This window comes from Micromonospora sp. NPDC005710, assembly GCF_040630995.1.
In the GTDB taxonomy this organism is placed as follows: domain Bacteria; phylum Actinomycetota; class Actinomycetes; order Mycobacteriales; family Micromonosporaceae; genus Micromonospora.
The window spans coordinates 119,241-131,672 of sequence record NZ_JBEXYP010000014.1 but is presented as its reverse complement, the minus strand read 5'-3'; the positions used below and the strand labels follow the sequence as shown (position 1 = coordinate 131,672).

Sequence of the window (12,432 nt, the reverse complement as noted above, 5' to 3'; positions counted from 1 at the left end):
ATGACCGCTACCGCCCAGACTCCACTGGTGCCGGACCTGGCCGCCCTGCAACAGCGGGCCGCACAACGCGCCGCCGAGCGGGCCGGCGGGCAGGACCGCCTCCGCGGGCACATCGTCTGCGACGGCCTGGTGCGCATCTTCAAGACCGAGGGGGTGGAGGTGGTCGCCCTGCAGGGGCTCGACCTGGTCATCGACCGGGGCGAGCTGGTGGCGATCGTCGGTGCCTCCGGTTCGGGCAAGTCGACACTGCTCAACATCCTCTCCGGCCTGGACACCCCGACCGCCGGTATCGCGCGGGTGGCCGACTACGACCTGCTCTCGCTGTCCGCCAAGCGACGGTTGAGCTACCGGCGGCAGTTGGTCGGGTTCGTCTGGCAGCAGACCGGCCGCAACCTGCTGCCGTACCTCAACGCGCTGGAGAACGTCGAGCTGCCGATGCAGTTGGCCGGCAAGCGCGGCGGTAAGGCCCGCCGGGAGCGGGCCCGGGAACTGCTCGACCTGGTCGGTGTGGGCTACTGCGCCGACCGGCGGCCGGGGCAGCTCAGCGGTGGCGAACAGCAGCGGGTGGCCGTGGCGGTGGCGGTGGCCAACGACCCGGAGGTGCTCTTCGCCGACGAGCCGACAGGTGAACTGGACGAGGCCACCGGCGCTGAGGTCTTCGGGGCGCTACGCACCATCAACGCCGAGCTGGGCGTGACGATCGTGGTCGTGACCCACGACCACGCCGTGGCCACCCAGGTCCGCCGGACCGTCGCGATCCGCGACGGCCGAACCGCCTCCGAGGTACGCCGGACCGCCCGGATCGACGCGGACGGCAACACCGAGTTGGTGAGCGAGGAGTACGCGGTGCTGGACCGCAACGGTCGGATGCAGCTGCCCGCCGCGTTCGTCGACGCGCTCTCGCTGAAGGAGCGGGTCCGGCTCGACCTGGAGCCGGACCATGTGCAGGTACGGCCCGGCGAGCGGGCCTCGGACGAGCGGGGGGCACGGGCATGAGCCGGCAGGACGTGGTGGTGAGCGGCGCTGCCGGTTCCGGCGGAGCGCCCTCGGTGGGCCCCGACGAGGTGGTCCGGGTCAGTGGGGTCAGCCGGACCTTCGGTCGGGGTGAGCACGCCGTGCACGCGGTGCGGGACGTGTCGTTCACCGCCAACCGGGGTGAGCTGGTCGCCGTCCGAGGTCGGTCCGGGGCCGGCAAGACCACGCTGCTGAACCTGATCGGCGGGCTGGACCGGCCGGACCACGGCCAGGTGGTGGTGGCCGGGCACGACGTGACCTCGGCCGGGGAGGCGGAGTTGCTGCGGCTGCGCCGGGGCACCGTCGGGTTCGTGTTCCAGACCTTCGGGCTGGTGCCGATCCTCTCCGCCGCCGAGAACGTGGGCGTGCCGTTGCGGCTGGCGCAGGTGCCCGCCGCGGAGCGGGAGGAACGCGTCGCGGTGCTGTTGGAGCTGGTCGGCCTTGGCGGGCACGCCGCCCAGCGCCCGTACGAGCTGTCCGGCGGCCAGCAGCAGCGGGTCGCGGTGGCCCGTGCGTTGGCCAACGAACCGGACCTGCTCATCGCCGACGAGCCCACCGGTCAGCTCGACTCGGAGACCGGGCGGTCCATCATGGACCTGCTGCGCGCGGTGGTGCACGCCCGGGGCATGACGGCGCTGGTGGCCACACACGACCCGGCCCTGATCGACCTCGCCGACCGGGTGCTCGTCCTGCGCGACGGCCGCCTGGTCGACGGCTGAGCGGGTACCGCTCGACAGTGCCACGGTGGCCTCTACCTGGGGTCGTCGCGACGGACCTGGCTGGCATGGCTGACGCCGCCACCTGACGGGCTGCGCGGGGGTGTGCTGCACGCCTAACGTGCCTCGGCGTGCGTGCGTGCGTGCGTGCGTGCGTGCGTGCGGGCGTGCAGGCGGGCGTGCGTGCGGGCGTGCGTGCGTGCGGGCGGGTCGTGCGGGCGGGTCGTGCAGGCGGGTCGTGCGGGTCGGGCGGGTCGGGGCCCTCGGGTCCGCCGCCACGGTGCGGCTGGGGCGAGGCGGTGGTTGCGCTCCCTATGGAGCTGATGTCGTGAACGAATCGGTGGGTGATTCATCCGCGACATCAGCTCGATAGCGCCGGTGGAGTGGTGGCGAGGGGCGGCCGGCCGCGAGGGCCGTCGGATGCGCGCGCGGGCCGTGTCGTGGGCGCAGGGGCGGCCGGTGCGCGAAGGGCTGCCGGCCGGCGTCGCGCGCGGCCGCCCATCGTCGATCGTTGCCGCCCGCGCCCGGGCCGTGTCCGCGCCCGGGCCGTGTCCGCGCCCGGGCCGTGCCCGTGCCCGCGCCCGCGCCGTGCCCGCGCCGTGCCCGTGGCGGCGGCGGCAGCAGCGGAGGGTGGCGCCGACCCGGGTCAGAGGGCGAGCTTCATGCCCTCGTGGCTGGCCACGAAGCCCAGGCCCAGATAGAAGCGGTGTGCATCGTCGCGGGTCTTGTCGGTGGTGAGCTGCACCAGCGCGCAGCCCCGCTGCCGGGCCTGGTCGACCGCCCAGGTCATCAGGTCCCGGCCCAGCCCCTGGCCGCGCTGGTCGGAGCGGACCCGGACCGACTCGATCAGCGACCGCTCGCTGCCGTGCCGACCCAGACCCGGGATGTACGTGATCTGGAGGCAGCCGACCAGCTCGCCGGCCTGCTCGGCCACGATCAGCTGGTTGCGCGGGTCCGTGTCGATGGCAGCGAACGCCCTCTCGTACGCCTCGTCGACCTCGGTGAAGTCGCGGGCCTTGCCCAGGACGTCGTCGGCGAGCAGGGCGATGACGGCGGGCAGGTCAGCGCGGACCGCCTCCCGGTAGATCACGTCGGTCATGTCGGTCAGCCTGGCACAGCGAAGCCGGCGAATGGGTCTGTGCCGGTTGCGGGCAACGGGCAGCATGGGGCGACATGGAGCTAGTGCTACTGCCGTTCCGCTGGGTGTACCGGGCGTTGGTGTGGTTCGCGAACTCGCCCCGCACGCTCATCACCTCGTACCTGTTGATGATCGTGGTGGCCGGGGTCATCTACGGGGAGGTCGAGCAGCGCAGCCCGGCGGACGCCGTCTGGTGGGCGGTGGTGACCGCCTCCACCGTCGGATACGGCGACATCTCGCCGACCACCTGGGCGGGCCGCACACTGGCCGCGTTGCTCATCTCGACAATGGTGCTGCTGGTCATTCCGCTGATCACCGCGCACTTCGCGAGCCGGCTCATCGTCGACGACGACGCCTTCGAGCATGAGGAGCAGGAGCAGCTCAAGGCCGACGTGCGCCGGATGCGGGCGCTGCTGGAGGAGTTGGCCACCCGGCAGGGGATCGATCTGCCCCCACTGCCGCCGACCCGGCCGGTCAGCGGGGCGGGCAGCGCTTCCCCTCCGGCGGCACGGTCAGGTCGATCAGGTACGCGTCGACGGCGTTCGTGATGCAGGACGTCTGCGGGTAGGCGGTGTGCCCCTCACCCTCCCAGGTGAGCACCCGACCGACGCCCAGCATCGACGCGAGCCGTGGGGTCTGCTCATATGGCGTCGCGGGGTCGCCGGTGGTGCCGACCACCACGATCGGCGGCGCGCCGTTCGCCTTGCCGGTCGGGTACGGGTCACGCCCGCCCGGCCACTCGACGCAGCTCAGCATGCCAACCGCCAACGCCGGCCCGAACAGCGGGTATTTCCCGCGCCACTCGGACTGCAACTGCCGGATCTGCGCTCGGCTCGGCTTCTCCGTCTCGTCGGCGCAGTTGACGGCCAGGTTGGCGTCGAACAGGTTCGAGTAGTGCCCGTCGTCCTCCCGGCCGGCGTACGCGTCGGCGAGCCGGAACACGTCCTTCGGGTCGCCCTCGGCCAGCTTGTCGATCGCCTGGGCCAGCTCCTGCCAGCCGGACTCGGTGTAGAGGGAGGAGATGACCGCGTAGAACACCCAGCCGGCGGTGGCCTCCCGACCGTCGGGGTCGCGTACCGGGGAGACCTTCGCCTTGTCGATGGCGGAGGTGACAGCGGCCCGGGCGTCCGGGGCGATCGGGCAGCGGCCGGCGTTCGCCGTACACCAGCGGGTGAAGTTGGTGAAGGCCCGTTCGAAGCCGCGGGCCTGGCTCTCCGAGCCCTCCACCAGCCGCTGCTGCGGGTCGACAGCGCCGTCGAGCACCAACGCCCGCACCCGCTGCGGGTAGAGCTGGGCGTAGGTCGCGCCGAGCAGGGTGCCGTACGAGTAGCCCAGGTAGGTGAGCTTGTCGTCGCCCACGGCGGCGCGTACCGCGTCCATGTCGCGGGCGGCCTGCTCGGTGCCGTACAACGGCAACTGGTCGCCGTAACGGTCGCCGCAGCCGCGCCCGATCCGCTGGCTCAGGCCGACGAAGCCATCGAACGCCGCCTGGCTCGACGGGTCCGGGTCGAAGCCGAAGCTGGCGTCCAGGTCGGCGTCCGAGATGCACTTGACCGGGCTGGACCGGGAGACCCCGCGCGGGTCGAAGCCGACGATGTCGAAGCGTTCGGTGATCGTGGCGGGCAGCCCACCGAACTGAGGGCCGAAGGACAGGTAGACGGCGGTGTCGACGCCGGAACCGCCCGGCCCGCCCGGGTTGATGACCAACGAGCCCACCCGGTCGCGTTGTTTCGTCGACCGGGCGCGCAGCAGGGCGATCTCGAAGGTCTGCCCGACGCCCGGACCGGTGCTCGCCCCGCTGCCGGTGCCCCAGTCACGGGGAACCGCGATCCGGGTGCACTCGTAGCGCATGTTCGGTGCGCTCCGCCCGACCAACTGGTCCGCAACCTCCGGGCAGGGCCGCCAGGTCGGCGCGCTGCCGGTCGGCGCGGCCGCGCCCTCCACCTCGGTACGCGGTGCGAACGCCGGCAGCGTGCAGCCGGCGGTGAGCAGCGCGGCGACGCCGAAGGCGGCCAGAGTGCGACGGACCCGGCGGCTGGTCGTCATCCGAGGCTGGTCGGCGGTGCGGGTCACGTGGTCCTCCGGAATCAGGTCGACGGCCAGGCTACGCCGAGTCGGTCGCGCCTCTGTCCACGGTGGCCGCCGGGTCGCCGCGCAGCACCTGGTCCACGTCGAAGCGGATCGGCCTCTCAAGCTGGTCGTAGGTGCACGATCGGGGGTCACGGTCCGGGCGCCACCGAACGAACTGGGCGGTGTGCCGGAACCGTTCGCCCTCCATCGCGTCGTAGCCCACCTCGATGACCAGCTCCGGGCGCACCGGCTCCCACTCCAGGTTCTTGGTGCCGGTCCACCTGCTGACCCCACCCGGGATGCGTTGGCCACGCTCGTGGTCGCCGTGCACCCACGGGTGCTCGCCGGCAACGTCCCGATAGGGCGCCAACTCGTCGAGCAGCTCGGCACGGCGGGCCATGCTGAACGACGCGCTCACGCCCACGTGGTGCAGGACCCCGGCGTCGTCGTACAGGCCGAGCAGCATCGAGCCCACCACCGGGCCGGACTTGTGCCAGCGGAAGCCAGCCACCACCGCGTCCGCGGTGCGGGCGTGCTTGACCTTGAACATGAGTCGCTTGCCCGGCTCGTACGGCAGGTCGGCGGGCTTGACGATCAGACCGTCCAGCCCGGCGCCCTCGAAGACGTCGAACCAGCGACGCGCGGTGTCCGGATCGGTGGTGACAGGGGTGACGTGCACCGGCGGGCGCACCCCGGCCAGGGCCTCGACCAGCCGCTCACGACGGCGCGGGTAGGGCTCGTCGAGCAGCGTCTCGTCGCCGATCGCCAGCAGGTCGAACGCGACGAAGTCGGCCGGGGTGGTCTCGGCCAGCATCTTCACCCGGGACGCGGCCGGGTGGACGCGCTGGGCCAGCAGCTCGAAATCCAGCCGGGGCTGGCCGCTCGGCCCGTCGCGCCGAATCACGATCAACTCCCCGTCGACAGCGCAGCGCTGCGGTAGCTGCCGGCGGGCCTGCTCGACGACCTCGGGAAAGTAGCGGGTCATCGACTTGCCGCCCCGGCTGGCCAACTCGACCTCGTCGCCGTCGCGGAACACGATGCACCGGAACCCGTCCCACTTGGGCTCGTAGGTCACCCCCGGTGTGGTGGGCAGCTTGGGAACGCTCTTGGCCAGCATCGGCTCGACCGGTGGGTTGATCGGCAGGTCCACGCCGACCAGTCAATCAGACGGCACTGACAGTCGTGAGGCAGATCACCCTGGACGGCGGGGTGGCGTGTCCGCCCACGCGCCTGCCGTCCCCACCGGGCGAATCGAATAACCCCAGCTCGGAGCTACTTTCGCGAGGTGTCCGAGTGGGTCTGTGACTGCTGCGGGCGGTGGCGGGTGAGCGTCGAGCTGATCCGGGGCCGCTACCGCTACCGGCTGACCCGCCGCTACCCGGAGCGGTTCGGCGGCGGCCGGAACGTGCTCGGCGAGGTCGGCTCGGTGCCCGAGTTGGAGGAGCTGCTGCGGCGGCGTACCCCGCTGACTCTGGCCGACCTGCGCGAGGCCGCCTGATCGGCGGGCCTCCACTCAGGAGGGTCGGACGGGATCGGGCACCCCTGTCACAATGCTCCCGACGGCCTCGTCCGCACCCGTGGCGGTGCCGAGTGACGCCGCCGGGGAGGGGACGACATGCGGTTCGAAGCCGACACCGAGATCGCCGCGGACGCCGAACAGGTCTGGGCGGTGCTCGTCGACGTGCCCCGCTGGCCCGAGTGGACGGACTCGGTGACCCGGGCCGAGCGGGGGGAGCCGGGGCCGCTCGCCGTCGGCGCGACAGCGCGACTGACCCAGCCGAAGCTGCGACCGGCGGTGTGGCGGGTCACCGCGTTGACCGAGCGGCGGGAGTTCGTCTGGGCCTCCGACGCGCCGGGGGTGCGGACCACCGGGGAGCACCGGCTGCTGCCGCTGCCCGACGGGCGTACCCGTGTCGAGCTGGTCATCGACCAGTCCGGTCCGCTGGCCGGTCTGATCGGCCGGCTGTACGGCGGGCTGTTCCGCCGCTACGTGCGGATGGAGGCCGACGGGCTCAGGCGTCGCTGCGAACGGGGCTGACGGCCGGCTTCTCCAACACCGCCAACGAGATGCCGTTCGGGTCCGGGCGGTGCGCCACGATCCGGTAGCCGTGCCGCTGGTACAGCCGCAGGTTGCCAGCGCTGTCCGCGCCGGTGAAGAGAGTGAATCGGGCCGCCCGGTCGGCGCAGGCGTGCTCGATGGCGGTGAGCAGTCGTGCCCCGACGCCCCGCCCCTGGTGGTCCGGCGCGACCGCGAGGCGCCCGACGTGCGCGGTGTCCCCGTCCAGCCGGGCCCGCACCGAGCCGACCAGCCGGTGCCCCACCCGGGCGACGAGGACGACGCTCGGGCCGGCCAGCACCGCCGCTACCTCGTCCAACGTCTCGGTGAGCGGCGGCAGGAACGGATCGGAGTAGTGCTGCGCCTCGCTCAGGTAGGCGGCGCGCTGCACGGTGAGGATCTCGCCGGCGTCCACCACGCCGGCCGGGACGATGGTCGCCTCGACGCTCATCGGGGCAGCACATCACAGGTGCCGTCGCCATCGATGGGCGGCCCGGCCGCCCCGGCCGTACCCTGGCCGTGTCCGGTGGAGGTCGAGGGGGAAACGGTGGCCGAACTGACGTACCCGGAGGTGGGGTCGACCCGGCACGGGCCGCTGCCCGGCGGGTACCACCACCTGCGCCACCGGTATCCGTTGCCCGACGGCTGCTTCGAGACGGCCGCCGACGCGGTGTTGAGCTGGCGGCTGCACCGCGCCGCCGGTGTCCGGATCCGCACCGACGCGCCGCGGGCCACCACCGGCGTGCTGGTGACCGCCGGCCTCGGCGTCGGCCCGGCCCGCCTCTGGGGGCCGTGCCAGGTGGTCTGGAGCGTGGACTCGCCAACGCTCGCCGGGTTCGGCTACGGCACGCTGCCGGGGCACCCGGAGCGTGGCGAGGAGGCGTTCGAGGTGGGCCGCGACGACACCGGCGCGGTCTGGTTCGAGGTCCGCGCGTTCAGCCTGCCGGACCGCTGGTTCACCAAGGCCGGAGGGCCGGCGGTCCGGGCCGTGCAGCACGTGTACGCCTGGTGGCTCGGGCGCACCCTTCGTCGGCTCTGCGCCGGCCGCTGAACGCCGGGTCCGGGACGTCTCAGAACCGGGCGAACGAGCGGATCGGGGCACGCGGGCCGTACTTCGGTGCCCGGATGCCGGCCGCCTCCAGCAGCAGACAGACCCGGCCCCGGTGACCGCGGAACGGCTCCAGCAGGGCCACCATCCGGGCGTCGTCGCCCCTCGGTTCGCCGGCGAGCGCCCAGGCCACCGTGTTCGGGATGTGGTAGTCGCCCACGCTCACCGCGTCCGGGTCGCCGTACGCGATCCGAACCACCTCGGCGGCCGTCCACGGCCCGATGCCGGGGATGGCGGTCAGCCGGCGGGTGGCGTCGGTGGAGTCGGTGCTGCGGTCCAGGCGGTCGGCCAGCGCGGCGGCGCGACGCAGCGTGTCGGCCCGGCGCTGTTCCACCCCGAACGGGTGGAACACCCAGTACGGGGTGGCGGCCACCGCGGCGGCCTCGGGTGGCAGGAGCAGCGGCTGTAGCGGGCCGGGAGCCGGATCCCGGAAGTGCCGCACCATGGCCGCGTACGCCCGGTAGGCCTCCTTGCCGGTGACCTTCTGCTCGAAGACCGCGCGCAGCAGCCGGGGGAAGACCTGCCCGGTGGCGGGCATCCGGAGCCCGTGGTGCTCCCGGGCCAGCCGGGCGACGAGCGGGTGCGCCGCGGCCAACTCGGTGAAGCCGGTGAGGTCGTCGCGCAGCCCGGCGATCCCGTCGGCGCGGTCGAGGACGTGCTCGGCGCCCGGCCCGTACCCCTCCGCGAGCAACTCGCCGCCGGCCGGTCGCAGCGCGAGCGTCGCCGGCCCGTCCGGGGTACGGGTGGCCCACCAGAAGGTGCCGGCCGCCACCCGGGCGCACGGGTCGTACGGGCTGAAGGTGAGGGCGCGGACCGAGGCGGCCAGCCGGTAGCCGACCGGTGGGTGCAGCACCCTGGTCGCGGCGGGTCGGGTCTCGGTCACCCCGCCACTCTGCCAGGTCAGCGTGGGGGCTGGCGACCGCCGTACCGCTCTGTTCGGGGAACCCACCCCGGACACGACGGTGGTCGGCCGCGCCCTCCCCGACGACGACCGACCACCGTGCCCTCCTGGGCGATCCGACTCAGTACGAGTAGCCCGAGCCCTCGGCGTCGCTCGAACCGCTGTCCGCCGGCGGCGCGACAGCCTTCGGCGTGCCCTTGGGCAGGCAGCTCAGGTTCTTCTTGCCGTCCGGCTGGACCACGAACCAGGTGCCACCGACCGCCTGGCCCTTCCACTGGCCGGGCTTCTTGTCGCCGATGTAGCGGTAGACCGGCCAGCCGGCGATGGTGAGCTGACGGGTGCCGTCCTGCCGGGTCACGCTGCCGACCTTGTCGTCGGAGAGGCCGGTCAGGTCCGGGTTGCCGTCGGTGAGCGCCGGAGGCCACACCTCGGCGCACTTGTCGACGCAGTTCGACGACGGCGGGTCGGCGGTGTCCTTGTCGAAGCGGTACAGGATCCAGCCGTCCTGGTCGGTGACCACCTTGCCCATCCGGGCGACACTCTTACCGACCAACTTCTCCGTCAGGTCGACGTCAGTGGGCGGGGCGTCGGCGGCGGGCGCCTCGGCGGATGCCGAGGCCTCAGGCTCAACCGTCGCGGTGGGCTCGGCCGCGGCGACGGCGACCGGCTCGGCCGCGCTCGAGTTCGCCCCGTCGTAACCTGCGGGAGCGCAGGCCGTTAGTGCGACCATCGCGCTCGCGACGATGACGGTCCGCTTCATCTGTGCCACGTGCCCTCCTCATTCTTGACAGTTCACCCATAGGTACGGCGAACGGGCTGTCAAGGTTGAAGGAGTAACAGTGGTCAATTTCACGCGAACCGATTGAACCCTTTCCGGTCGCCATGCGTACGCCCCCGCGAGGGCAGGTCCACCACAACGACAGATCGGCGCCGGTCATTGTGACAATGACCGGCGCCGATGCGGCAGACGCGCCTACATGGGTACGGTGACCAGCGGACTCGCCACGCCGTTGGCATCCACCGACTGCACCTGGAGCTGCTTGATGTCGGCCGGCAGAGCCGACGTCGACGCACTCAGCTCCAGACCCTGCGGTCGCGTGTTCGTGCCGTAGCCACTCTCCGGAACGGACCAGGAGGAGACGACCTCGGTGCCGCCGTTCTTGCGGACCACCACCAGTCGACAAACGCGCGGGCCGGGCAACTTCCGCAGACTGAAATTGATCCGGGTGCCGTAGTCCTTGGTCACCAGGAACATCGTGGTCTGCACACCAGTGGTCGGGTCGGTCGCCTCGACCTGGTCACCCTCCTCCTCGGTGCCGCCCACACCCGGGCCGCTCGGCGCAGCCGTCGGCCCGCTCGTCGGCGGATCGTTCGGCGCGCTCGGCGTCGACTCGGCCAGCACCCCCGGCGGCTGGTCGTTGCCGACCACACTGACGAAGCCGTACCCGGTCAGACCGCCGAAGACCACCACCGCGGCGGCCGTCGCGAGCAACTGACGAAACCGGCTACGACGCCGATGAGCCCGAACCGCGCCGATCGTCCGATCCAACAGGGCCGGATCCGTCGCCGTCTGCTCCAACGCCATCATCGTCTCGCCGTCGATGTCGGAGAGCAGCCCCACCACCGGCACCATCGTCTCCAACTCGGCAGCGCACGCCCAACAGGTCGCGAGATGCTCCTCGAACCGCTCAGTGTCCTGCTCGTCGAGCACACCGAGCGCGTACGCCGCGACATCCATGTGGTCAGGCCGGCTCATTCTGTCACCCCCCGCTCCTGCAGAGCCGTGCGCAGCGCGCGCAGCGCGTAGTAGACCCTCGACTTGGCGGTGCCGAGGGGCAGACCCAACTCCTCGGCGGCCTCCGGCACCGTCCGCCCCCGGAAGTACGTCGAGATCAAAATCTCCCGGTGCGACTGACTGAGCGTACGCAGGGCGTCCGCCACCGTCATGGTGCGAAGCACCCGATCGGTGCTGTCCGCCTCGGCGAACGCCGTGAGGTCCCGGTCGTACGTCTCCGGCGGCCGGGCCTCCTGGCTCCGATGCTCGTCGATGGCGATGCGGCGAGCCACAGTCACCAACCACGGCCGCAACGAACCCTGCCCCTGCGTGCCCAGGCGGTGCGCGTTACGCCAGGCCCGCAGCAGCGTCTCCTGGACGATGTCCTCCGCGCGCTGCCGGTCCCCCCCGGTGAGGCGCATGACGAACATCAGCAACGGGCCGGCGTGCTCGGCGTAGAGCTGACGGATCAACTGGTCGGAGTGGCTCGCCTCGGTTGTCGTCGCCTGATGGCGCCCGGGCGCCGGTCGCGGCGTCACCGGACCATTCTGGCGAGACGTCGCCCGTGCGTCGACCCCCCGGGCAGACGAGGTCGACCGTGACGAGGGTCGCGCCGACAACCAGTCAACGCGTACCGCGTCGCCATGCCAACCGGCCGCCACCGCGTGCATGCAGACCTCCGGGATGTCCGTGACCAACACCGGCCCACGGGGTGGGCCGCCCGGTGGTACGCAGCGCCGGCCCCAACGGATCAACAAACGGCCAAGAAAGTTCCGCGCCGACGTTGATCAGCCGCTCAGCGGCGTACCGAGAACAGCCCCGGCGGCGGCGGATCGGACCCCGTCGCGTCGGCATCCCGCACGACAGGCGCACCACCGGCGAAACGATCCAACTCGTCACCGGCCAGCACCCGACCGGGGAACCAGTCACCGGCGGCGCGTCGGGTCAACTCCGGCACCGGCGGCGTGGACCGCCCGGCGACCAGCACCAGATTGCCGTACCGGCGCCCCCGCAACACCGCCGCGTCCCCGACCAGACACGCCTGCGGCAGCACCGAACGGACCGTGGCGACCTGCCCACGCGCGTGCCGCAGGGGCGGCCCGTCGGCCAGGTTCGCCAGATACCACCCGGCGGGGCGGAGCACCCGGGCCACCTCCGCCGCGTACTCCACCGACGTCAGATGAGCCGGGGTACGCGCACCGGCGAACACGTCGGCGACCACCACGTCGTAGCTGGCCTCCCGGGTCGACGCCAGCACCGCCCGGGCGTCCTCCACCCGCACCCGCAACCGGGCGTCGGACGGCCACGGCAACGCCCGACGGACCAGCTCCACGAGCGCTCCATCCACCTCGGACACCCGCTGGGTGGACCCGGGCCGGGTCGCGGAGACGTACCGGGGCAGAGTCAACGCACCGCCACCCAGATGCAACACCCGCAGCGGCTCCCCGGGCGGCGCGATCAGATCCACGGCGGCGGCCAGCCGGCGTACGTACTCGAACTCCAGGTGCGTGGGGTCGGTCAGGTCGACGTGCGACTGCGGCGCGCCGTCCAGCAGCAGCGTCCACGAACCGGCCCGGTCCGGATCCGGCACCAGCTCCGCCAACCCGGTGTCCACCTGCTCGACCACCCGGTCACCCGCCCGTTTACGCCCCACC

General features: G+C 72.5%; 15 protein-coding genes. 6 read left to right on the top strand and 9 right to left on the bottom strand.

Translation table 11 applies throughout. The annotated features are described in order from the left end of the window. Nucleotides 1-996 carry an ABC transporter ATP-binding protein gene (locus tag ABZ406_RS20195; protein WP_357763684.1) on the top strand — a complete coding sequence of 332 codons (996 nt, stop codon included), beginning with the start codon at nt 1-3 and terminating at the stop codon, nt 994-996. Next, nucleotides 993-1,733, top strand: coding sequence for an ABC transporter ATP-binding protein (locus ABZ406_RS20190; protein WP_357763681.1), 741 nt, complete (start codon nt 993-995; stop codon nt 1,731-1,733). Before ABZ406_RS20195 ends, ABZ406_RS20190 begins: the two co-directional genes overlap by 4 nt. 643 nt (nt 1,734-2,376) lie before the next feature. Here the strand turns inward: ABZ406_RS20190 and ABZ406_RS20185 are convergent. Next, the gene (locus tag ABZ406_RS20185; protein WP_357763679.1) at nt 2,377-2,829 is read right to left on the bottom strand and encodes a GNAT family N-acetyltransferase; all 453 of its coding nucleotides are present in this window, start codon (nt 2,827-2,829) and stop codon (nt 2,377-2,379) included. 74 nt (nt 2,830-2,903) lie between these two features. Between ABZ406_RS20185 and ABZ406_RS20180 the strand changes: the two genes are divergently transcribed. Continuing rightward, entirely contained in the window at nt 2,904-3,416 is a 513-nt protein-coding gene (locus ABZ406_RS20180; RefSeq protein WP_357763676.1) for an ion channel, read from the top strand. Here the strand turns inward: ABZ406_RS20180 and ABZ406_RS20175 are convergent. Both ABZ406_RS20175 and ABZ406_RS20170 read right to left on the bottom strand, forming a co-directional pair. Further along, nucleotides 3,343-4,914, bottom strand: a complete 1,572-nt coding sequence (locus ABZ406_RS20175; RefSeq protein ID WP_357763840.1) for an alpha/beta hydrolase — start codon at nt 4,912-4,914, stop codon at nt 3,343-3,345. The genes ABZ406_RS20180 and ABZ406_RS20175 overlap by 74 nt on opposite strands. Nucleotides 4,915-4,972: 58 nt before the next feature. Beyond that, nucleotides 4,973-6,088: an ATP-dependent DNA ligase gene (locus ABZ406_RS20170; protein ID WP_357763672.1), complete on the bottom strand. Its 1,116-nt coding sequence runs from the start codon at nt 6,086-6,088 to the stop codon at nt 4,973-4,975. Between the two features lie 135 nt (nt 6,089-6,223). Here ABZ406_RS20170 and ABZ406_RS20165 point away from each other — a divergent pair, with 135 nt between their 5' ends. Beyond that, entirely contained in the window at nt 6,224-6,436 is a 213-nt protein-coding gene (locus ABZ406_RS20165; protein WP_347663661.1) for a hypothetical protein, read from the top strand. Nucleotides 6,437-6,553: 117 nt separating this feature from the next. Beyond that, a complete protein-coding gene (locus tag ABZ406_RS20160; RefSeq protein WP_357763668.1) occupies nt 6,554-6,976 on the top strand; it encodes an SRPBCC family protein in 423 nt (140 codons plus the stop codon). Here the strand turns inward: ABZ406_RS20160 and ABZ406_RS20155 are convergent. Beyond that, a complete protein-coding gene (locus ABZ406_RS20155) occupies nt 6,951-7,445 on the bottom strand; it encodes a GNAT family N-acetyltransferase (RefSeq protein WP_357763665.1) in 495 nt (164 codons plus the stop codon). The two genes, ABZ406_RS20160 and ABZ406_RS20155, sit on opposite strands and share 26 nt — an antisense overlap. Before the next feature lie 96 nt (nt 7,446-7,541). Here ABZ406_RS20155 and ABZ406_RS20150 point away from each other — a divergent pair, with 96 nt between their 5' ends. Next, on the top strand, nt 7,542-8,045 hold the full coding sequence (locus ABZ406_RS20150; protein ID WP_357763662.1) for a DUF1990 domain-containing protein: 504 nt from the start codon (nt 7,542-7,544) through the stop codon (nt 8,043-8,045). A gap of 19 nt (nt 8,046-8,064) precedes the next feature. On the opposite strand, the gene ABZ406_RS20145 is transcribed toward ABZ406_RS20150, so the two are convergent. The 5 genes from ABZ406_RS20145 to ABZ406_RS20125 all read right to left on the bottom strand — a co-directional run bounded on the left by ABZ406_RS20145 (nt 8,065) and on the right by ABZ406_RS20125 (nt 12,431). Next, complete coding sequence (locus ABZ406_RS20145) at nt 8,065-8,985, bottom strand: DNA-3-methyladenine glycosylase 2 family protein (protein WP_357763659.1); 921 nt, start codon at nt 8,983-8,985, stop codon at nt 8,065-8,067. 139 nt (nt 8,986-9,124) lie between these two features. After that, nucleotides 9,125-9,763: a hypothetical protein gene (locus tag ABZ406_RS20140; RefSeq protein ID WP_357763837.1), complete on the bottom strand. Its 639-nt coding sequence runs from the start codon at nt 9,761-9,763 to the stop codon at nt 9,125-9,127. Nucleotides 9,764-9,976: 213 nt separating this feature from the next. After that, nucleotides 9,977-10,759, bottom strand: coding sequence for a zf-HC2 domain-containing protein (locus ABZ406_RS20135; RefSeq protein ID WP_357763656.1), 783 nt, complete (start codon nt 10,757-10,759; stop codon nt 9,977-9,979). Continuing rightward, nucleotides 10,756-11,448, bottom strand: a complete 693-nt coding sequence (locus tag ABZ406_RS20130) for a sigma-70 family RNA polymerase sigma factor (protein WP_357763834.1) — start codon at nt 11,446-11,448, stop codon at nt 10,756-10,758. Before ABZ406_RS20130 ends, ABZ406_RS20135 begins: the two co-directional genes overlap by 4 nt. 125 nt (nt 11,449-11,573) lie before the next feature. Then, the gene (locus ABZ406_RS20125; protein WP_357763653.1) at nt 11,574-12,431 is read right to left on the bottom strand and encodes a fused MFS/spermidine synthase; all 858 of its coding nucleotides are present in this window, start codon (nt 12,429-12,431) and stop codon (nt 11,574-11,576) included. Between the last annotated feature and the right edge of the window lies 1 nt (nt 12,432).